Here is an 18,829-nt window from a genome sequence, read left to right as displayed (position 1 = left end):
GTCAGATCCACTCCTTGTGCTGGGCCAACCAGGCGCTCATGGCAGCCGCGGACTCGGCGCAGCCGAACCGGGCACGCCAGCCGAACTCATCCGCCATCCGCGCAACGGACAACGGCGCGCGATAGGGCCCATGCAGCTTGATGCCAGTCTTCTCTCCCGGCGCCGCGAGGCGGCACTCCAGGCCGGGATGCAACGCCGCAAAGGCCTCGCCCCATTGCAGCGCCGGCCATAGCGCACCACTGGAGATGTTGTAGAGTCGGTGGCGCGGCCGCTCGGCTTCAATCAGGATCGCCACGGCTTCCGCGGCATCCGGCGCGTAGATCCAGTCTCTCATACCCGTTTCAGGCATGATCGCCGGCTCGCCACGCGCGAATGCGGCCAGAACTTGGAACTGGAGACTTGGCGTGTCGCGTACTGAGCTGGGTCGCTCCCACGGACCAAACAAGGCGCTCAGCCGCACGTTCAGGAAGTCGCTGCTGAAGAGTTCGGCATGGCGCGCGACAGATCGCTCCGAGGTGAACTTGCTGATGGCGTAGAACGAGACGGGATCGCAAGGCGTGTCCTCGTGGAGAACATCGACCCGCGCGCCCGCGGCGCCATAGGCCGATGCCGACGACAAATTGACGACGCGGCGAACGCCATGACGGATCGCGGAGAGCAGGATCGGGATCTGCGCCATCACGTTGATTTCGAGAACGCGCGCGGTCGATGCTCGCTCCAGTTCTTCGCCGGCGGTGATCGCAGCGCCGAGCACGATCGCATCAACGCCGCCGGCGACGAGGACGTCGATGGCTTCTGCGTCGGTGATATCGCCCTGCACGGCCTTGAGCCGTGCGCCGTAGCTCGCAAGAGATCGCCGCGCCGATGGCGGCAACTCCGCGCGGTCAAACAGCGTCACGTCGTGGCCACGTGCGAGCAGCGCCTCCGCAACGTTAAGGCCGACAAACCCCATGCCGCCGAAGATGACGATCTTCATCGAGCGCGATCCACCGTCACAGCAGTTTTGCCCCGAAATTCCGTTCCGGATCCATATCGGCGACGAGCCGCCCCGTCGGCTTTGCCGCCTCGCCGCCGCTGCGCGCCAGGAATTTGCCGCTGCCGGCATCCGCGAGGCACTTGTTGCCGTCGATGATCACCCGGCCGCGCGACAGCACCGACACCGGCCAGCCCTTCAGCTTGCGGCCGGCGAACGGCGTGTAGCCGGCGAGATCGTGCATCATCTCGTCGGCGATTGTGACCTCGCGCTTGGGATCCCAGATCGCGATATCGGCATCGGCACCGACCGCGATCGAGCCCTTGCGCGGATGCAGGTTGTAGATTTTCGCCGGCGCGGTGGAGGTCAGGTCGACGAACTTTTCAAGGCCCAGCCGCCCCTTCGAGACCATCGCGTCGAACAGCAGCGGCAAGCGCAGCTCCAGTCCCGGCAGGCCGTTGGCGACCTGCTTGAAATTCGGGTTGGGGCCCGCGCGGAGCTTGCCGGTCTCGTCGTAGCGATACGGCGCGTGGTCCGACGAGATGGTCTGGAGATCGCCGAGCGACAGCGTCTGCCACAGCGCCTCCTGGTCGGAATGCGTGCGCGGCGGCGGGCTGCACATCCACTTGGCCCCCTCAGCGCCCGGTTTGTCGAGATCGTTGGCGGTGAGGAAGAGGTATTGCGGACAGGTCTCGGCAAACACCTTCAGCCCCTGCCCGCGCGAGTCGCGGATCACCTTGGCGCCCTCGGCGGTCGAGACATGGAAGATCATGATGGGCTGGTCGATCAGCGCCGCCATGCCGATCAGACGCGTGAAGGCCTCCGCCTCCGAGACGCGGGCGTGACTGACGGCATGATATTTCGGCATCGTGTAGCCGCGCGCGAGGAGGCGCTTCACCATCCAGGCGATGATGCCGTGATTTTCGGCATGGGCGCAGAGCATTGCACCGGACTGGCGCGCGGCGAGCAGGATGTCGAGCAGCGGCTCGTCGTCGACCTTGAGGCGGTCGTAGGTCATGAAGATCTTGATCGAGCCGTGCCCCTGCTTCACCAGCGCCGGAATGTGCTCCTCGACAGTCTCCTTGGTCGCGTCCGCGATGATCATGTGAAAGGCGTAGTCAATCACGGCGCCCTTCTTCGCGAGCGCGTGATAGTCCTCCACCACTTGCGGCAGCTTCATGCCGACATGCTGGGCGGCGAACGGAATCACCGTCGTGGTGCCGCCGAAAGCAGCAGAGACGGTCGCGCTCTCGAACGTGTCGGCGTTCATGATGCCGGCGGCGGACAGCTGCTCGATATGAGCGTGGCTGTCGACACCGCCCGGCAGCACCAGCTTGCCGCGTGCATCGATCTCGCGCTTTGCCGGCGGCAGCCCGCGGCCGATGGCTGCGATAGTCTCGCCGGCGATGGCGACATCGGCCTCGAACACATCGGTCGTGGTGGCGACGCGGCCGCCGCGGATGATCAGGTCGTATGTGGGTTCAGTCATGAGGCACTCCATGATAGCATAGAGCCAAGTGATCGCCATTTTTGGGGAAGACCACCATGGCTCGGCCGCGCATTCTCGTCATCAATCCGAACTCCAGTCCCGCGGTCACGCGAGGGCTGGAGGAAGCGTTGAAGCCGCTCGGTTTCGAGGGCGGCCCCGAGCTGGTCTGCCAGTCGCTGGCCGAAGGTCCGTTCGGCATTGAAAGCCAGGCCGACGTCGACGGCGTCGCGATGCCGCTGCGACGACTGGTCGAAGGCGACAACAGCTCGGCCGCCTTCGTCATCGCATGCTACAGCGATCCCGGGCTGCAGGTCTGCCGCGAAGGCACGGAACGGCCGGTGTTCGGCATCGCCGAGTGCGGCGTGCTGACGGCGCTCGCGCGGGCCGAGACGTTTGGTGTCATCGCGATCGCGCAGCGCTCGATCCCGCGCCACATGCGCTATCTCAGGCAGATGGGATTGACCGACCGCCTCGCCGGCGAGCGGCCGCTCAACATGAGCGTTGCGGAAACCGCCTCGGGCGAAGGCACGCTGGCAAAGATGATCGAGATCGGCCGCGCGCTGTGCGACGAGGACGGCGCCCGCGCCATCGTGATGGGCTGCGCCGGCATGGCACGGCACCGCCGTCCGCTCGAAGACGCGCTTCGTATTCCCGTGATCGACCCGACACAGGCGGCTGTCACCATGGCGCTGGGTACGGTGCAGTTCTCGGCTCACTAGGCGTCCTTCAGCTCTTTGTCATCCCGGCGTGCGCGCCATTGCGCGTGGCTCTCGCGGACAAGCGCAAACGTGTCCCGCTGCGTCGTGTAGAGATTGCCGAACATGCGGCCGATCGGCCGGTAGGCGTCGAGGTCGACATACATGTTGGCCTCGTCAACGAGGCCCTCGCGGGCATGCACCCGGAGCACCTCGCCGACCAATAGCTCGCGATCGGGCGAGAAGTTCAGCACGACATGGCGGCGGCATTCCAGCGCAAACGGCGCCGCGGCGAGGCGCGGCACCTTCACGTCCACGGAAGCTAGCGTCGCCAGCCCGGTCGCCGCGACCTCGCTGTCCCCGGAGGGGAAATCGACCGCGCAATCGTTCATCGCTCCTGATAAGGCCTCGTCGACCATGTGCACGACGAACTCACCATCGCGGTGGATGTTGCGGGTGGTGTCCTTCGGTGAGTGATCCGGCTTATGTTGCAGCCCGAGCACGATCAGCGCGGGACTCTCGGAAAACACGTTGAAGAAGCTGAAGGGCGCGGCGTTCACCGCGCCGTTCGCGTCCAGCGTCGTCACCAGTGCGATCGGACGCGGCACGACCACGCCGCAGAGCAGCTTATAGCGATCGCGCGGATCCAGCTCGCGCAGGGCTATACCCGATGTGCCCTTGCCAGCCATCGGCATCACTTCTCCGGCGGCGGCACGGCGCCGGTCTGGCTGGTGATCAGTCCGTAATGCTCGATGCGGCGATGCCGGGCGAAATCGAAGATCGTGGTCTTGCCGAAAATGGTGGCATCGAGATCGCAAGCGTGGACCAGAACCTCGTCGTCCTCCGTCTTGGCTTCGGCGACGATCTCGCCATTGGGATCGACGATGAGGCTGCCGCCAAACAGCGGATGGCCGTCCTCATTGCCGGCCTTGGCCACCGCGACCACCCAGGTCGAATTCTGGTAGGCGCCGGCCTGCACCGAGAGGCGATTGTGAAACAGCCGCTTCTCGACTCCCTCCTCGCTCTTCTCGGCGTTCACGGACGGCGTGTTGTAGCCGATCAGCACCATCTCGACGCCTTGCAAGCCCATGACGCGATAGGTCTCGGGCCAGCGGCGGTCGTTGCAGATCGCCATGCCGATGATGCCGCCGAGCTCGCGCCAGACCTTGAAGCCGAGATCGCCCGGCTCGAAATAGCGCTTCTCCAGATGCTGGTGCGAGCGCTTGGTGTCGTACTCCACATGGCCCGGCAAATGGACCTTGCGGTATTTGCCGACGATCTTGCCGGACCTGTCTGTCAGGATCGCGGTGTTGAAGTGGTGGCCGTCGGGCGTCAGCTCGGCATAGCCAAAGTTCATCGCCATCTGGTGCTGCGCCGCGCGCTCGAACAGCGGCTTGGTCGCGGCATTCGGCATCTCGCGCTCGAACCAGATGTCGAACTCGGCCCGGTCCTCCGCGTACCAGCGTGGAAAGAACGTCGTCAGCGCCAGCTCCGGATAGACGATCAGGTCGGCACCTTCTGCTTTCGCCTCGTCCATCAGCGCGATCATGCGCTTGACCACGGCCTCGCGGCTGTCGGCTTTCTGAATCGGACCCATCTGGGCGGCGGCAACATTGACGATACGCATCAGCGAGTTCCTGGTGATGTCCTGGTGATCTGTTTGGGGGAAGCCACAGCTTCAAGGATGTTCCGGCGTCCGCAGCATAACGCCACCTCGCGCCGTTTTTCCAGCCAAGCAGCTTTCATGCCGTCCGCCCCCATTCGGCATCCTGCAACAGCCGCCAGTTGATCTTGCTGCTCGCGGTGCGCGGCAGCTCATCGACAAAGACCACGGCGCGCGGCGCCTTGTAGCTCGCCATCGCGCCGCGCGCCCAACTTACGACGTCCTCCGGCGAGGTGGTTGCGCGCGCCGCCGCGTCCAGCACCACCAGGGCCTTTACGGTTTCGCCGCGGTAATCGTCCGGCGCCGACACGATGCAGCACTCGCGGATCGCGCGGTTCTGGTACATCGCCGCCTCGACCTCGGCCGGCCACACCTTGAAGCCGCTGACATTGATCATCCGCTTGAGGCGGTCGACCGCGAAGAAATAGCCGTCGGCATCGCGATAGCCGAGATCACCGGTGCGCAGAAATCGCTTGCCGGACAGCTCAATGAAGGACTCCGCGTTGGCCTGTGGCCTGTTCCAGTAGCCTTGCAGGACCTGCGGTCCGTGCACGACGATCTCGCCGACGATATTGTCGTCGAGTTCGATCAGGCTTTCCGGGTCGACGATCCTTGCATCGGTCTCGTGCACGGCAATGCCGAGGCACTGCCGCTTCGGCGCGGACATCGGATTGAGGTGGGTCGGCGACATCGTCTCGGTCATGCCGTAGCCCTCGACGAAATCGAGGCCGAAGCGCCCTTTCAGCCGCTCGGCCACGGCGGTCGGCATCGCCGCGCCGCCACCGGTCAGCACTTTCAGTTTCGCAAAGCAGCGGTCGCGGAATCTGGCGCTTGCGAGCACATCCACGATCATGGTCGGCGCCGCGTTCCAGAACGACACGCCATAGGTCTCGAACAAATCGGGCAGCAGGTCCTTGTCCCAGCGCGCCATCAACAACAAGGTCGCGCCGGTGACCAGCGCGGCGTTCATGGAGCCCTGCATGCCCGCGACATGGAACAGCGGCATGAAGCCCGTCATGACGTCACTGCCGTCGAGCCCGTACCAGCGTGCCTGCAGGACGGCGGTGAACAGCGCGCTGCGATGCGTATGCATGCAGGCCTTCGGCTTGCCCGTTGTCCCCGACGTGTAGGGCAGGATCATGAGATCGTCCGGCCCAGCTCTCATCGCATTGGGCCGCAGGCCCTGCGCGATCGCAGCCGACCAGGAATGCCAGGCGGGCGACGACGGCACCTCCGACGGCGCTTCGGTGATGCACGATGGCAGCGTATAGGGCGTGGCGGCCGGAACTTCGTCGCGATATCGCGCGACAATTGCGTGCACGATGGCCTCGCCGACCAGCGGAGCAAAGACCTCGATCAACTCGCTGCCGATGATCGCCACTCTGGCGCCGCTGTCCGCAGCGAGATATGCAATCTCAGCCGTCTTGTTCATGGGGTTGATTGGCACGATCACGGCATCCGCACGCATCACCGCATAATAGGCGACGACATATTGCGGCGAATTCTGAAGTGCGATCATGACGCGGTCGCCGCGCGCGACGCCGCACTCGCCTTGCAGGAAGCCGGCCATGGCATCGACGCGCTCGAGCAGCTCGGCATAGCTCAGGCTCGCCCCGTAAAAGACCGTTGCCGGATGCGACGGCCTATCATTCGCCGCCCGCACCAGCGCGTCGTAGAGCGTCCCCTCGGGCATCGCGAGATGCCAGGGCTCATCCGCCGGCCAGGCCGGCGATCGAGGGGACGCTGCGAGATCCGCGCTCACCCGTGCTCCTCGTCGGCGATATCGAGCCCGTGGTCGAGCGCATCCAGCAGCAATTCGGCCTCGCGCTCGGAGATGACGAGCGGAGGCGCCAGGAACAGCGAGGTCTGCTCACCGCTGGTGCCGATCACGGCACCGGCTTTCAGTGCGCGCTCCGCCACACGCGAGGCGATCGGCACTTCCGTTGTGTCGGCGCGCCAGGTCCGCCAATCCGGGCCGTGCAGCTCCACCGTCCAGTGCAACCCCTGCCCCGCCACGCGCTGCACGCTCGGATGCTTTTGCGCGATCGCAAGCAGGCGGCGGGTGAACAGCTTTTCGAGGCTCTTCACGTGCTCCAAAATCTTCTCTTCGCTGACGACCTTGAGGTAAGCGCTGACCGCGGCCATGCTGATCGGATGGCCACGCAACGTGCCGTAATTCTGCCAGCTCGTGCCCTTGAGCCGCTCAACGATGTCTTTCGACACCACGACGGCAGCAACCGCCGCCGCACCTCCGCCGAGCGACTTGCCGAGCGTTACGATGTCAGGACGGCTCGTCGCGCCCTGAAACGCGAACCAGCGTCCTGCACGACCTGCGCCGGTGACGACCTCGTCAGCGATCCAGTACGAGCCCGCCTGCCGTGCACACCGCGCAACTTCGTCCTGATAGGCGCCGTCGTAGTAGATGCCGCCCTGCGTGTAGTCGATGATTGTTGCTGCCGTGTCCGCGAGCAAACGTGGCGCATCCGCCAGATATTCGCTCGGCGGAGCATTGTTGGCCGGCGCCCCATAGATCGCACCATCAGGCGCGGGCAAAACGCGCACCGGCGCCATCGGCGCGGGCAGCTTCGAGCCGCCCGCGTGCATCATCCGTCGCTCTTCGCCGCAGCGCAATCCGGATTCTGCATTCTGCATACAATTTACGCGCTATGCCATTGTTTTCAGCGAGATACGTCGGTATTTTGGGCAAGCCAAAGGGCCTGAAACGGCTAAGATCAACACGAGAAGTGAGGCAAGCGTGCAGCCAAAATCGGAAGCGCCGAAGGGCCGAAAGTCGCCCAAACTCAAGCGGATGGGCTTGCATGAGCGTGCCGCTGCGCGGATGCGGACGATGATCATTCGCGGCGAGCTGCCGCCGGGCTCGCAGACCCAGGAGACCAGGCTGTCGAAGGAGCTCGGCGTGTCGCGCACGCCGCTGCGCGAGGCAATGAAGGTGCTCGCCGCCGAAGGATTGATCGAGCTCCGCCCCAACCGCAGCCCGCGCATCGCGGCCCTCGCGGTCGACGGCATCTCGGAATTGTTCGAGGCCCTGGCCGGCATCGAGCGGCTGGCCGCCGAACTCGCCGCCCAGCGCGCGACCGAACGCGATCTCGCCCGCCTGCGCACGCTGCAGACCCGCATGGAGGGCCATCATCGCAACGGCAAGCTCGACGATTACTTCGCCATCAATGGCGAGATCCACAACACCATCGTCCGCATGGCGCGCAACACGCCGCTACGCGAGGCGCACGAGACGCTGATCGCCCGCGCCGAACGCGCACGTTATCTCGCGCTCGGCGCCGACCGCCGCTGGAGCAATTCGGTCGACGAGCACGCCAATATCCTCGCGGCCCTGGAGGCGCGCGACGGCGAGGCCGCGGGCCGCCTGCTCGGGGCCCATGTCCGCCAGACCGGCACCGCGCTGCTCGAGACTCTCGCCCCCAAGCCCAAGCTGACGGCGGCGTGACCATGAAGCTGCTGCTGCTCAATCCCAACACCAGCATCGGGGTCACCCGGTTGATGACGGAGGTCGGGCAGCGTGCGGCTGCGCCCGGCACCGAGCTGATCCCCTGCACCGCGACCCGCGGCGTGCCCTATATCTCGACGCGGACCGAGGCACAGATCGGCGGCGCCATCGCGCTGGAGATGCTGGCCGAGCAACACAACAAGGTCGATGCCGCGATCATCGCCGCCTTCGGCGATCCCGGCCTGTTCGCCGCGCGCGAAACCTTCGACATTCCCGTGATTGGCCTTGCGGAAGCCGCGATGCTGACCGCCTGCATGGCCGGACGGCGCTTTGCCATCGTCACCTTCGCCCAGGCGCTGGGCCCCTGGTACGAGGAGTGCGTCCGCGCCCACGGACTGTGGGAGCGCTGCGCCGGCATCCGCATGCTCGATACGCCGTTCCAGGCGATCTCCGAGGTCGGCACCGAGAAGGAGGACATGCTCGTCGCGCTCGCCCAGCGCGCCATCGTCGAGGACGAGGCCGACGTGCTGATTTTTGCGGGTGCGCCGCTTTCGGGCTTGGCCGAGCGCGTCGCCGACCGCATCCCCGTTCCCGTGGTCGACCAGGTGGTCGCCGCCGTGAAGCAGGCGGAGGCGCTTCATGCACTACGCCTGCGCAAGGCGACGGCGGGCACGTTCCGCCGGCCCGCCGCCAAACCCACCCTTGGTCTTGCCGACGCGCTCGCCGCCCGGCTCGAGCATCGCGACAGCTGATCAGAGAGGCGGCCGGCGATGCGAAAAACCCAATTCGTTCTCGATCATACGGCCGAAGGCAAACAGGCGGGATTCGCATCCCGGTGGCGCGATGATCTGGATGCCGAACGGCAGTTCGCCGATCTCCTGGCGCGCCGGCACGGTCAGGACCGGAAAGCCGACAAGCGAGACAATGAACGTAACGGCGAGATAGTCGATCGGCGTCTTCAGCTGCACGCCGTCGATCGCAGTGACGTCGCTGATCTCATTCGGCCAGGAGAAGACGGACGCCGCCGGCGCAACCAGGAAATCAGCACGCGCGAACAGCTCGCGAAAGCTGCGGTAGATCGCGGTGCGGCGGCGCTCGGCGTTGAGGTAATCCTCGGCGGAGAGCTTTGCGCCCGCCTCGATGTTCCAGATCACGGTGGGTGTGAGCTCGGCACGACGCGTCCTGAGCAGCTCGCCATAGCTGTTGGCGATGTGCGCGGCGCGCAGCGTGCGGAAGGTTTCGATCGCGCCGCCGCAATCGGGCGCGGATGGTACGATATCGGCAACGCGCGCGAGTGCTTGGCAAGCCATCACAAAACGCGCACGCACATCGCGCGCAACCGGCGCCACGCCGAAATCGGGCGTGACTGCGATCCGCGCGCGTCCGATAAGGGGCCGATCGCCGCTAACGACGCTCAGCGACAACGGATCGCTCGCATCGCCTCCGGCACAGACCGACATCGCGAGTTCGAGGTCGTCAACGCTGCGGGCGAGGAAACCATGGGTGGCGAGCATGTCCCAGCCGAGCGGCCGGCGCGGCGACGGAATGCGGCCGGGCGTCGGCCGGATCGAGGCGACGTCGCAGAAGCTCGCGGGCATACGCACGGAGCCGCCGAAATCGGTGCCATGCGCCAGCGGCACCATGCCGGCCGCAACCGCAACGGCAGAGCCACCGGACGATCCGCCGGAGGTCAGCGCGGGATCGAACGGATTGCACGTCGGCCCGCACAATTTGTTGGTGCAGACCGCACCGAAGCCGAATTCAGGCGTGTTGGTCTTTCCCAGAACGATCGCGCCGGCGCGCCGCAATCGCGCGACCACGAGATCGTCCTCGGCCGGAACGTGATCGCGAAACAGAACCGAACCGTAAGTGGTCGCAAGCCCCGCGGTATCCGTGAGGTCCTTGATCCCAACGGGCACGCCATGCAGCGGGCCGATCGGCGCAGGCGCGGCATCGCAGATCTGCGCCGCACGGCGGGCGCCCTCGGCATCGACCGTCACGAACGCCGCCAATTGCGAATCCCGTTCCGCAATCCGCGCAAGATGCGCCTCGACGACGTCACGCGAGGACACTTCGCCCTTCGCGATGGCGCGCGCGAGGGACGTTGCGGTGAGATCGCAGATCGAAATCATCGCGCCACAATGCCAAACCTCGCATCGAAAGGCGAGCGCCGCGGGCACGAGACTTGCTTTCTTCCTCGGCAGAACGGGAGGCAACATCATGGCTGAAATGCAAGGCGGCCGTTCGCTCGTCGTCGACGCCGTCACCCACCGGTATCCGAGTGGCGCGCTTGCCGTCGAGAACATCAATCTCGACATCAAGGGCGGCGAGATCATCGCGCTGCTCGGCCCCTCCGGCTGCGGCAAGACCACGCTGCTGCGGATCATCGCCGGCTTCATCGCGCAGACGCAGGGGCGGATCATCATCGGCGACGACATCGTCGATGCGCTGCCCCCGAACCGCCGCGCCGTTGGCATCGTGTTCCAGAACTACGCGTTGTTTCCGCATCTGTCGATCAGCGAGAACGTCGGTTACGGTCTCGCCGCCCGCGGTATCGACAAGGCGACCCGCCGGCGCGAGGCGCAGCGCCTGCTTGAGCTGGTGCAATTGCCGGCGATGGCCGAACGGCTGCCGCGGCAGCTCTCCGGCGGCCAGCAGCAGCGCGTCGCGCTGGCCCGCGCGCTCGCGATCAAGCCGTCGATCCTTTTGCTCGACGAGCCCTTTGCCGCGCTCGACAAGAATTTGCGGCTCGACATGCAGATCGAGGTCAAGCGGCTGCAGCGCGTCTCCGGCATCACCACGGTGATCGTGACCCACGACCAGGAGGAGGCGCTGTCGATGGCCGACCGCGTCGCCGTGCTCAGCCACGGCAAGCTCGAGCAATTTGGATCGCCGTCCGACGTCTATGACCGGCCACAGACGCTGTTCGTGAACACGTTTGTCGGCTCCAGCAACCGCATGCCCGGCGTGGTCGTCTCGGCGGACCGTACCGCCGCCAAGGTTCGCCTTGATGCCGGCGCGGAGATCATCGCACGGCCCGCGAGCTCCCTCAGCGAAGGTGGCCGCGTCACCGTGTGCATTCGTCCCGAGCACCTGCAATTCGTCGGCGACGAGACCGGCTTTGCCGGCGTCGTCGGCATGTCGTTACCATTGGGGGCCACCGTCGTTCACGAGATCAAGACGGCCGATGGCTCCGGCGTCAAGGTTTCCCAGGCGCGCATCGGCGAGACGCGCGCGCTGGAGAGCGGCGCCGCGGTGCGTCTAGCCCCGCTCGCCCCATCGCTCGCCAACGCTTTTCCCGCAACGCTTTAGATCCAGTCCAGAGGGAGTTCGAACATGATCATGAACCGCCGCAGCCTGATGACGACGGCACTCACACTCGGCGCCATGAAGGCGTTTCCCGGACTGAGCTATGCCCAGGCCCGCCCGCTGGTGTTCGCGACTTTTACGGGAAGCTGGGAGGAGGCGCACAAGGCGGTGCTGGTGCCTGCATTCCGCAAGGCGAACGCCGATGCCGCGATGGTGCTCGACCCCATGCTCTCGGTCGACCAGATCGCAAAGGTCAATGCCGCCAAGGCCAATCCGCCGATCGACGTCATGCTGCACGATCCCGGCCCGGCCCTCGTCGCGATCGGCCAGGATCTCGTCGAGCCTTATCCTGTCGAGAAAAGCGCCTATTACAAGGACCTGATCGCCGAGGCGCAGGAGCCGATGGGCCCTGCCCCGTTCTTCCAGGTCGTCGGCCTCACCTACAATCCGGAAGCCGTCAAGACGCCCCCGACATCGTGGGCCGATCTGTGGAAGCCGGAGTTCAAGGGCCGCGTCGGCATCACCAACCTCAACTCGACGCTGGGCACCGGCTGGCTGGTCGAGATCGCCAAGATGCGCGGCGGCTCGGAAGCCAATGTCGATCCCGGCTTCAAGGCGATCGAGGAGCTGAAGCCCAACCTTGCAGCGGTCGCAGCCAATCCCGGCGCGCTCGCGACCCTGTTCCAGCAGGGCCAGATCGACATCTCGCCCGGCAATTTCAATGCCATCCAGATCCTGAAAGCCCGCGGCGTGCCGGTCGAATTCGTGGCGCCCAAGGAAGGCGCCATCGCCTTCAAGACCACGATCCACATCGTCAAGAACTCGCCGAACCGTGAGCTTGCCTTCAAGCTGATCGAGGCGGCGTTGACGCTGGAGGTGCAGACCACGCTGATGAACCCGCCCTATCTGATCGTGCCGACCAATTCCAAGGTGGTCATGGGTGGCGAGATCGCGCGCGTGCTCGCCAAGGATACCACTGAACTGAAGCAGAAATTCGTGTTCCAGGACTGGAAGAAGATCAACGAGCAGCGCTCGGCCTGGATCGAGCGTTTCAACCGCGAGATCAAGATCTAACGCTATGGGCGGAGCACCGGCCTCACGGGACGTCACCTCCTACGGGATGGGATTGGCAGCGCCGCTGGCGCTGTTCTTCCTGGTCTTCTTCGTCGCGCCGCTGCTGCAATTGCTCTGGCTCTCGCTGCACAACGACACGGCCGCGCTCCATTGGGGGCTCGGCCAGTACCTGCACTTCCTCACCGATCCCTTCAGCCTGAGCGTGCTCGGCTCGACGCTGCTGCTGGGGGCCAAGGTGACGGCCGTCTGCCTCGTGCTTGGTTTTCCCATCGCCTGGCTCTACCAGAGGGTCGGGCCGCGGCTTCAAACCGTCATCATCCTGATCGTGCTGCTGCCGCTCCTGACCAGCGTGGTGGTCCGCACCTTCGCCTGGATCGTCATCCTGGGACGCCAGGGCATCATCAATGCGACGCTGCAATCGCTCGGCATCATCGATACGCCGCTAAAGCTGCTCTACACCCAGTTCGGCGTCGTGCTCGCGCTGGCGCAAGTGCAGATGCCGCTGATGACGCTGCCGCTGATCACCGCGCTCGGCCGCATCGATCCCAATCTCGACGATGCCTCCTGCTCGCTCGGCGCGGGCAGCTGGCGCACCTTCTTCAGGATCGTGCTGCCGCTGTCGCTGCCCGGCGTGATTGCCGGCTGCACGCTGACCTATGCCGCCGCGATCACCGCCTTCATCACCCAGTCGCTGATCGGCGGCGGACAGATGCTGTTCATGCCGATGTATCTCTATCAGCAGGCCTCGACGCTCCAGAACTGGCCGTTTGCCTCCGCGATCTCGATCATCTTCCTGCTCGCCGTGCTCGCGGTCGTCTCCGTTTTCACCACGCTCGGCCGGCTGTCGCGCGGCTATGGAGGCGCATGATGAACGGTCGCAAGCGCACCCTGGAGGCCATCAGCTTCGAATTCGTCATGACGGCGATCGCGGTGATCGCGCTGGTCATCATCATCGCGCCCTCGCTGGTGGTGCTGATCGTCTCCTTCACCAGCGGCTTCTCGCTGCGCTTTCCCCCGCCGGGCTATTCGCTGCGCTGGTACGCCGAATTGTGGAATGCCTGGCAACTGCACTTCGCGGCCAAGAACAGCCTCATTGTCGCGTTCTGGGCGACCGGCCTGTCGGTCGTGCTCGGCGTCGCGGCCGCGCTGGCAATCTCGCGCTCGCCGCGGCTGTCCGCGCGGCTGCTCGATTCGCTCTTCATGTCGCCGCTGGTGCTGCCGGCGCTGGCCTTCGGCCTTGCCGCCTTGATGCTCTTCTCGCTGGTCGGCTTGCCGGTCTCGCCGCTGACGCTGGTGATCGGCCATACCGTGGTCTGCGTGCCCTATGTCGTGCGCAACACGGTCGCCGCGCTCGCCCAGCTCGAGCCGGCCCTGCTGGAAAGCTCGGCTGTGCTGGGCGCGAGCCGCCTCTACACGTTCCGCCGCATCGTGCTGCCGCTGATCCGGCCGGGCATCGTCGCGGGCGCCTTCATCGCCTTCATGTCGTCCTTCGACAACGTGCCGGTGTCCCTGTTCCTGCGCGATGCCGCGACCGATATGCTGCCGATCCGGATGTGGCAGGACCTCGAGGGAAAGCTCGACGTGACGATTGCCGCACTGTCGGGCGTGCTGATCATCGCCACCGTTGCGATGGTCGCGGTGATGGAGCGCGTTACCGGACTGTCACGACGGCTGACGAACTGATCAGGCGCCGCGAAACAGCGAATAACCCCAGCGCGTGAATTTCAGCGGCAGATGAAAATGCTCGTCGACGTTCTTGATACGGAAGCGGAACGGCGTCACGGTGAGGAAGCCGTCGCTGTCCGCAAAGAACTCGCCGAGATGAAACAGGACCTCGTACTCGCCTGCCGAGACGCCCTCGCCCTGCGCGATGGCATGATCGAGCACGCCATTGGCGCCGAGCCGCCCGTCGGCGATGCGCGAGGACTCCGGATCGATCCGCCAGATCTCGACGCGCAGCCCCTGCGCCGGCCGTCCGCTCGCCACATCGACCGCGTGAATGGAAATACCGCCTGCCACCATGTTCCTCCCGTGTGCGCGCCGCCATGGTAGACGCAAACACAGCCGTTCGGCCAGCGCCCGCGCTGCTGCCGGCCCTGGGCGCGATGACGTCGCTCCAGGCGCTGGTGGCGCTTGCCTTGTTCGCGCCCGGCGTCGTCGCGCCCCGCGCCCATATCGAGGTCTGGCAGCTCTCGCTGTTCTCGTGTGCGGTGTTCGCCGTCGGTATCCCCGCCTCGTTCTGGGGCGGCGGATTGATCACGCGTCTGGGCTCGCTCCGGATCGCGAGCCTCTGCGCAGCGGCCATCGCCGTCAGCATGGCGCTGGCCTCGTTCGGATCGACCACCGCGCTGTTCGCAGCGGGCCTCTGCCTCGGTCTTGCCATGGGGCCGGAGACGCCCGCAAGCGCAGCGCTGCTGGCACGGCTCGTCACCGCCGAGCGGCGCGCCTTCGTGTTCTCGGTGCGCCAGACCGGCAACCAGATCGGCGCCGTCTGCGGTTCGCTGGTCCTGCCCGCAATCGCAATCTCGCTCGGACCGGCCTGGTGCTATGGCGCCGTCGGCGCCTGCGCACTGCTGGCGATCGCGCTGTTCGAGCGGCTGCGGCCGGCCTATGCCGGCAAGGTCGTGCCGCCGCCGAAGCTCGACCTGCGCGCGCGGCTTGCGCTGGTGACGGCGGACCGGCGCATCGCGATGCTGGCGCTGGCCTCGATGCCGTTCAGCGCGATGCAGGTGTCGCTCAACACGGTCTTCGTCACGCTCGGCACGCGCGAGCTTGGCCTTAGCCATATCGAGGCCGGCCTGGCACTGGCCTGCGCGCAAGCCGGCGGCCTGATCGGCCGTCTCGGCTGGGGCTATGTCGCCATGCGCCTCGATGCCTCGCGCATGGTGCTCGTCGTCATCGGGATCGGCATGGCCTTCTGCGCAGCGCTGCTGGGCCTCGATGGCGCATCGCTCGGTCGCACCGGGCAGTTCGCGGTCGCAGCGCTGTTCGGCCTGACGGCATCAGGCTGGAACGGTGTCTTCATCGCCGAGATCGCGCGGCTCGCGCCGCAGGACAGGATCGGCGAGACCACCGGCGCGGTGCTGACGGCATCCTACGCCGGACTGCTGGCGGCGCCGGCGCTGGTGTCGATCATGGATGGAGCAGCCAGCCTCGGCGCAGCCTTCTTCGCCTTGGCGTGCCTCGCGCTCTGCGGCACATTGGCGCTGATCTGGGGAAGTCATGACAAAGCCGGTCAATAGTGCATGCCAGATCGCGGCCGACGTCACGGCCGGACGCACGAGCGCGGTGGAAACCGCCAGGGCCGCACTCGCGCGCATCGAGGCCGCCAGGGCGCTGAACGCGGTAGTGACGATCGATCCCACGCGCACGCTGGCCGGTGCCGCCGCTGTCGACGATCGCCGGCGCGCCGGCGAGATGATGCCGCTCGCCGGCGTCCCCATCATCGTCAAGGACAATATCTGGACCGGAGGCTGGCGCGTGACGCAGGGCTCGCGCCTGTTCGCCGATTTCATCGCGCCGCAGGATGCGATTGCGATCGAGCGGTTGCGCAGGGCCGGCGCGGTCGTCGTCGGCATCGGCGCGACGTCGGAATTCGCCAGCAAGGGCGTCACGACATCACCGCTGTACGGGCCCACGCTCCATCCGCTTGATCCCACGCTGACGCCGGGCGGCTCGTCGGGCGGACCTGCCACAGCGGTCGCAGCCGGCCTCGTGCCGCTCGCGATCGGCACCGATGCCGGCGGCTCCAGCCGCAGGCCGCCCGCCCATGTCGGCGTGACCGGCTTCAAGCCGTCCTACGGGGCGATCCCCTATGGGCCCGGCTTCGCCGAACCGTTCTTCGGCCTCTCCGTCATCGCGCCGATCGCCGACAATGTTGCCGATATCGCACTGGCATTCGAGGCCATGGCGGGCGTCGATCCGCGCGATCCGGACTCCGCCGTCATCGCGCCAGAGGCGGATGACATCGCCAGCTTGCGCATCGCATTTTCGCCGCGTCTCGGGCTCGACGTCGCAGTTGACGACGTCGTCGCCGATGGCATCACGTCTGCTGTCGAGCACCTCTCCGCCGCAGGCTTGCATATCGTGCAGCGCGATCCCGTCTGGCCGGCGGGCGCGACGGAAGAGGCTCTCATGCCGCTTCAGCATGCCGGCCTCGCCGCGCTGTATGGCGACACCTTCCGCATGGACCCGGCCGTTTTCGATCCCGATATCGCCAGGCAGATCGAGCGAGGGCTGTCCTGGTCGGGCACCGACGTCGCCGGCGCGCTGGTGGCGAGCGCCGCGATCGCCAATGCGTTCGCAGCCTTCTTCACCGATACCGATCTGCTGCTGGCGCCGACCGTGCCCTGCGTCGCCTGGCCATTCACGCAGCTTGGACCCGACATAATCGGCGGCCGCCCCGCCAGCCCGCGCGGGCATGCCGTGTTCACGCCCTTCGTCAATCACGCGCGCCTGCCCGCAATTTCAATTCCATGCGGAGTGGACGCGCACGGCCTTCCCTTCGGCCTCCAGATCATCGCCCGGCGCGGCCACGACCGTACGCTGCTGCGCGCCGCACGGCGTATCGAGGCGCAGCTTTGGCGGCGCGCGACGATTTCGGAATAGTAGCAATCTACCCCTGTTTTGCCCGACGGGTCAAATCGCGTTCACGCCTGCATAAGCCCTTGATTTCATTATCGCCGGCTACTGTGCATGGGGTTGTTTTCGCACTTTTTGTTTTGATCGGGTGTCCTAGCCGGCGAAAGACAGACGCAACCGCCGCCAGCCGATGACAGTTCCGGTGATCGAGAACACCAGCCCGAGCACGCAGAGGCCGACGATCAGGACATCGCGCCAGTGCGGGTGCGCCACCAGGAATGGAAAATCGAGCGTGTGCAGGGCGCCGTAGAGCCAGCGATAGGCCCGCCGTGAGGCATCAAGCCTCTGCACCACGCTGCCATCTGCGCTATCGATATCAAACCAGAGGTCGCCGCAACGGGAACGATAGACAGGTGCACCCGGGATGATGGACTGCGCGGGATAGTCATCATTGACCGCGACAACGGACGGCGCACCGCAGCCTTCCGCAAGGCGCCTCACCAAACTGGCGACCTCTTCCGCGCTGAGCGCTCCTGCCTCTCGGTCGTCCGGCCGAACCAGAATCTGCTTGTCGAAACCAGTCCGCTCGCGTCGATAGACCGCGCCGTTAAAGCCAAACCATTCGACTTCGCGGGCTGCGGACGATATCGGCGTCCGATCGAACGCGGCGGTTGACTTCCAATCCGGCGGGGCATTCATCACTCCAGCCTCCGCCGGGGTCAACTGCCCGCGCGAAAACAGCCGGCCATGGTCCATCGAGAGCCAGCCGCTGAAGATCCAGGTCAGCACGAACGTCGTCGCGATGAGACCAACGGCATGATGCAGGGCGTGCCAGCCGCGGTAGGGCGATGAGATTTGCCGTTCGCGAATTCTCAGCCCCACAACACCGAGCAATGCGCCCAGCACCGCCGCGACCAAGGCCAGCAGCGACAATGTCCAGACCACGCCGTCCCACAGCGCCCAGTTGCTTCTGAGAACCGTCGGATAGATCCAGTGCAAAACGCTGCCGGCGAGATTCCAGCCGCGTTCGCTTCGCGTCGTATCCAGCACGATCTCGCCGGTCAGGGACGAGACGTAAACCTCCGTTCCCGCGGCATCGCCAAGTGCGATACGGAAAAGCGGCCGGTGGCGATCAAACCCGTTCGGAACGCTCCATTGATCGTAGTCCGCATGTGCAACGACAGCCGCATGCGCAGCATCGAGTCCGCGCTGACGCACATGAGCCTGCGCGATGGCGAGTGCGATCTCGGGCGACGACACCGATGCGCTCTGGCCATCCGAAACGCGGACCGCACGAAGCCGCAATGGTCCCGACACGATGTAGACCGGTCCGTCGCTCCGCCGGATCAAGCGGACACGCGTGGCATCGGCAATGCCGCTCGCGGCCACCGCATCGGCAACCGCCGTGACCGTCTCTCCGCGATCCACCGGTGCAAGCCCGGCAAACCGCTCCGCTTCCGTCAACGACGGAAACGGAACGAAGTGCATCACGATCCCCGTCGCGAACCACATCGCGAACAGCAGGCAGAACGCGATCCCGAGCCAGCGATGCGAGAGGACGATCGCACTCATCATGTGGTCA

17 protein-coding genes and 1 pseudogene are annotated in these 18,829 nt (G+C 66.0%); 9 read left to right on the top strand and 9 right to left on the bottom strand.

The features are described from left to right. Nucleotide 1: 1 nt before the first annotated feature. Together QSV46_RS00975 and hydA are read right to left on the bottom strand one after the other, a co-directional pair. Nucleotides 2-976, bottom strand: a complete 975-nt coding sequence (locus tag QSV46_RS00975; RefSeq protein ID WP_314945105.1) for an NAD(P)-dependent oxidoreductase — start codon at nt 974-976, stop codon at nt 2-4. A 16-nt stretch (nt 977-992) separates the two neighbouring features. Then, nucleotides 993-2,462, bottom strand: a complete 1,470-nt coding sequence (hydA, locus tag QSV46_RS00970) for a dihydropyrimidinase (protein WP_314945103.1) — start codon at nt 2,460-2,462, stop codon at nt 993-995. Between the two features lie 56 nt (nt 2,463-2,518). Here hydA and QSV46_RS00965 point away from each other — a divergent pair, with 56 nt between their 5' ends. Next, complete coding sequence (locus QSV46_RS00965; RefSeq protein WP_314945102.1) at nt 2,519-3,181, top strand: aspartate/glutamate racemase family protein; 663 nt, start codon at nt 2,519-2,521, stop codon at nt 3,179-3,181. On the opposite strand, the gene QSV46_RS00960 is transcribed toward QSV46_RS00965, so the two are convergent. The 4 genes and pseudogenes from QSV46_RS00960 to QSV46_RS00945 form a co-directional block, all read right to left on the bottom strand. Next, complete coding sequence (locus QSV46_RS00960) at nt 3,178-3,846, bottom strand: flavin reductase family protein (protein WP_314946440.1); 669 nt, start codon at nt 3,844-3,846, stop codon at nt 3,178-3,180. The genes QSV46_RS00965 and QSV46_RS00960 overlap by 4 nt on opposite strands. 5 nt (nt 3,847-3,851) lie before the next feature. Beyond that, on the bottom strand, nt 3,852-4,784 hold the full coding sequence (locus QSV46_RS00955; protein WP_314945100.1) for an N-carbamoyl-D-amino-acid hydrolase: 933 nt from the start codon (nt 4,782-4,784) through the stop codon (nt 3,852-3,854). Nucleotides 4,785-4,899: 115 nt separating this feature from the next. Further along, complete coding sequence (locus QSV46_RS00950) at nt 4,900-6,582, bottom strand: long-chain-fatty-acid--CoA ligase (protein WP_314945096.1); 1,683 nt, start codon at nt 6,580-6,582, stop codon at nt 4,900-4,902. Next, nucleotides 6,579-7,424, bottom strand: a pseudogene (locus QSV46_RS00945) (aminotransferase class III-fold pyridoxal phosphate-dependent enzyme); the annotation flags it as partial. The gene QSV46_RS00950 and the pseudogene QSV46_RS00945, both read right to left, overlap by 4 nt. 151 nt (nt 7,425-7,575) lie before the next feature. Between QSV46_RS00945 and QSV46_RS00940 the strand changes: the two are divergent. Both QSV46_RS00940 and QSV46_RS00935 read left to right on the top strand, forming a co-directional pair. Beyond that, nucleotides 7,576-8,283, top strand: coding sequence for a GntR family transcriptional regulator (locus tag QSV46_RS00940; RefSeq protein ID WP_314945093.1), 708 nt, complete (start codon nt 7,576-7,578; stop codon nt 8,281-8,283). A 2-nt stretch (nt 8,284-8,285) separates the two neighbouring features. Further along, nucleotides 8,286-9,035: an aspartate/glutamate racemase family protein gene (locus QSV46_RS00935; protein ID WP_314946439.1), complete on the top strand. Its 750-nt coding sequence runs from the start codon at nt 8,286-8,288 to the stop codon at nt 9,033-9,035. Here QSV46_RS00935 and QSV46_RS00930 read toward each other — a convergent pair whose 3' ends face one another. Continuing rightward, nucleotides 9,036-10,415 carry an amidase gene (locus QSV46_RS00930; RefSeq protein WP_314945090.1) on the bottom strand — a complete coding sequence of 460 codons (1,380 nt, stop codon included), beginning with the start codon at nt 10,413-10,415 and terminating at the stop codon, nt 9,036-9,038. It lies immediately after the preceding gene. Between the two features lie 88 nt (nt 10,416-10,503). On the opposite strand from QSV46_RS00930, the gene QSV46_RS00925 reads away from it, so the two are divergent. Genes QSV46_RS00925 through QSV46_RS00910 form a run of 4 tightly spaced genes read left to right on the top strand, consistent with a single transcriptional unit; the run spans nt 10,504 to nt 14,349 of the window. After that, nucleotides 10,504-11,595, top strand: coding sequence for an ABC transporter ATP-binding protein (locus QSV46_RS00925; protein ID WP_314945087.1), 1,092 nt, complete (start codon nt 10,504-10,506; stop codon nt 11,593-11,595). Nucleotides 11,596-11,619: 24 nt separating this feature from the next. Next, nucleotides 11,620-12,666: an ABC transporter substrate-binding protein gene (locus tag QSV46_RS00920; protein ID WP_314945084.1), complete on the top strand. Its 1,047-nt coding sequence runs from the start codon at nt 11,620-11,622 to the stop codon at nt 12,664-12,666. A gap of 4 nt (nt 12,667-12,670) precedes the next feature. Beyond that, on the top strand, nt 12,671-13,534 hold the full coding sequence (locus QSV46_RS00915; RefSeq protein WP_314945082.1) for an ABC transporter permease: 864 nt from the start codon (nt 12,671-12,673) through the stop codon (nt 13,532-13,534). Further along, nucleotides 13,534-14,349 (top strand): ABC transporter permease, encoded by an 816-nt coding sequence (locus QSV46_RS00910; RefSeq protein ID WP_314946438.1) that lies wholly within the window; start codon nt 13,534-13,536, stop codon nt 14,347-14,349. Before QSV46_RS00915 ends, QSV46_RS00910 begins: the two co-directional genes overlap by 1 nt. On the opposite strand, the gene QSV46_RS00905 is transcribed toward QSV46_RS00910, so the two are convergent. Then, entirely contained in the window at nt 14,350-14,685 is a 336-nt protein-coding gene (locus QSV46_RS00905; protein ID WP_314946437.1) for a hydroxyisourate hydrolase, read from the bottom strand. 26 nt (nt 14,686-14,711) lie between these two features. Here QSV46_RS00905 and QSV46_RS00900 point away from each other — a divergent pair, with 26 nt between their 5' ends. Together QSV46_RS00900 and QSV46_RS00895 are read left to right on the top strand one after the other, a co-directional pair. Beyond that, nucleotides 14,712-15,908, top strand: a complete 1,197-nt coding sequence (locus QSV46_RS00900) for an MFS transporter (protein WP_314945079.1) — start codon at nt 14,712-14,714, stop codon at nt 15,906-15,908. Continuing rightward, nucleotides 15,889-17,274 (top strand): amidase, encoded by a 1,386-nt coding sequence (locus QSV46_RS00895; protein WP_314945076.1) that lies wholly within the window; start codon nt 15,889-15,891, stop codon nt 17,272-17,274. The genes QSV46_RS00900 and QSV46_RS00895 overlap by 20 nt, the downstream gene beginning before the upstream one ends. Before the next feature lie 126 nt (nt 17,275-17,400). Here QSV46_RS00895 and QSV46_RS00890 read toward each other — a convergent pair whose 3' ends face one another. Next, on the bottom strand, nt 17,401-18,822 hold the full coding sequence (locus QSV46_RS00890) for a PepSY domain-containing protein (protein ID WP_314945074.1): 1,422 nt from the start codon (nt 18,820-18,822) through the stop codon (nt 17,401-17,403). Nucleotides 18,823-18,829: the final 7 nt, after the last annotated feature.

It is taken from the genome of Bradyrhizobium cosmicum, from assembly GCF_032290525.1.
In the GTDB taxonomy this organism is placed as follows: domain Bacteria; phylum Pseudomonadota; class Alphaproteobacteria; order Rhizobiales; family Xanthobacteraceae; genus Bradyrhizobium; species Bradyrhizobium cosmicum_A.
This window is presented reverse-complemented; position numbering and strand designations above follow the sequence as displayed.

Bases quoted from the DNA above. Each gene is read 5' to 3' on its own strand.
- QSV46_RS00890 (WP_314945074.1), bottom strand. From the start codon at position 18,822: ATGATGAGTGCGATCGTCCTCTCGCATCGCTGGCTCGGGATCGCGTTC.
- QSV46_RS00955 (WP_314945100.1), bottom strand. From the start codon at position 4,784: ATGCGTATCGTCAATGTTGCCGCCGCCCAGATGGGTCCGATTCAGAAA.
- QSV46_RS00925 (WP_314945087.1), top strand. From the start codon at position 10,504: ATGGCTGAAATGCAAGGCGGCCGTTCGCTCGTCGTCGACGCCGTCACC.
- QSV46_RS00960 (WP_314946440.1), bottom strand. From the start codon at position 3,846: ATGGCTGGCAAGGGCACATCGGGTATAGCCCTGCGCGAGCTGGATCCG.
- QSV46_RS00895 (WP_314945076.1), top strand. From the start codon at position 15,889: ATGACAAAGCCGGTCAATAGTGCATGCCAGATCGCGGCCGACGTCACG.
- QSV46_RS00965 (WP_314945102.1), top strand. From the start codon at position 2,519: ATGGCTCGGCCGCGCATTCTCGTCATCAATCCGAACTCCAGTCCCGCG.
- QSV46_RS00910 (WP_314946438.1), top strand. From the start codon at position 13,534: ATGAACGGTCGCAAGCGCACCCTGGAGGCCATCAGCTTCGAATTCGTC.
- QSV46_RS00930 (WP_314945090.1), bottom strand. From the start codon at position 10,415: ATGATTTCGATCTGCGATCTCACCGCAACGTCCCTCGCGCGCGCCATC.
- QSV46_RS00975 (WP_314945105.1), bottom strand. From the start codon at position 976: ATGAAGATCGTCATCTTCGGCGGCATGGGGTTTGTCGGCCTTAACGTT.
- QSV46_RS00900 (WP_314945079.1), top strand. From the start codon at position 14,712: ATGGTAGACGCAAACACAGCCGTTCGGCCAGCGCCCGCGCTGCTGCCG.
- hydA (WP_314945103.1), bottom strand. From the start codon at position 2,462: ATGACTGAACCCACATACGACCTGATCATCCGCGGCGGCCGCGTCGCC.
- QSV46_RS00915 (WP_314945082.1), top strand. From the start codon at position 12,671: ATGGGCGGAGCACCGGCCTCACGGGACGTCACCTCCTACGGGATGGGA.
- QSV46_RS00920 (WP_314945084.1), top strand. From the start codon at position 11,620: ATGATCATGAACCGCCGCAGCCTGATGACGACGGCACTCACACTCGGC.
- QSV46_RS00935 (WP_314946439.1), top strand. From the start codon at position 8,286: ATGAAGCTGCTGCTGCTCAATCCCAACACCAGCATCGGGGTCACCCGG.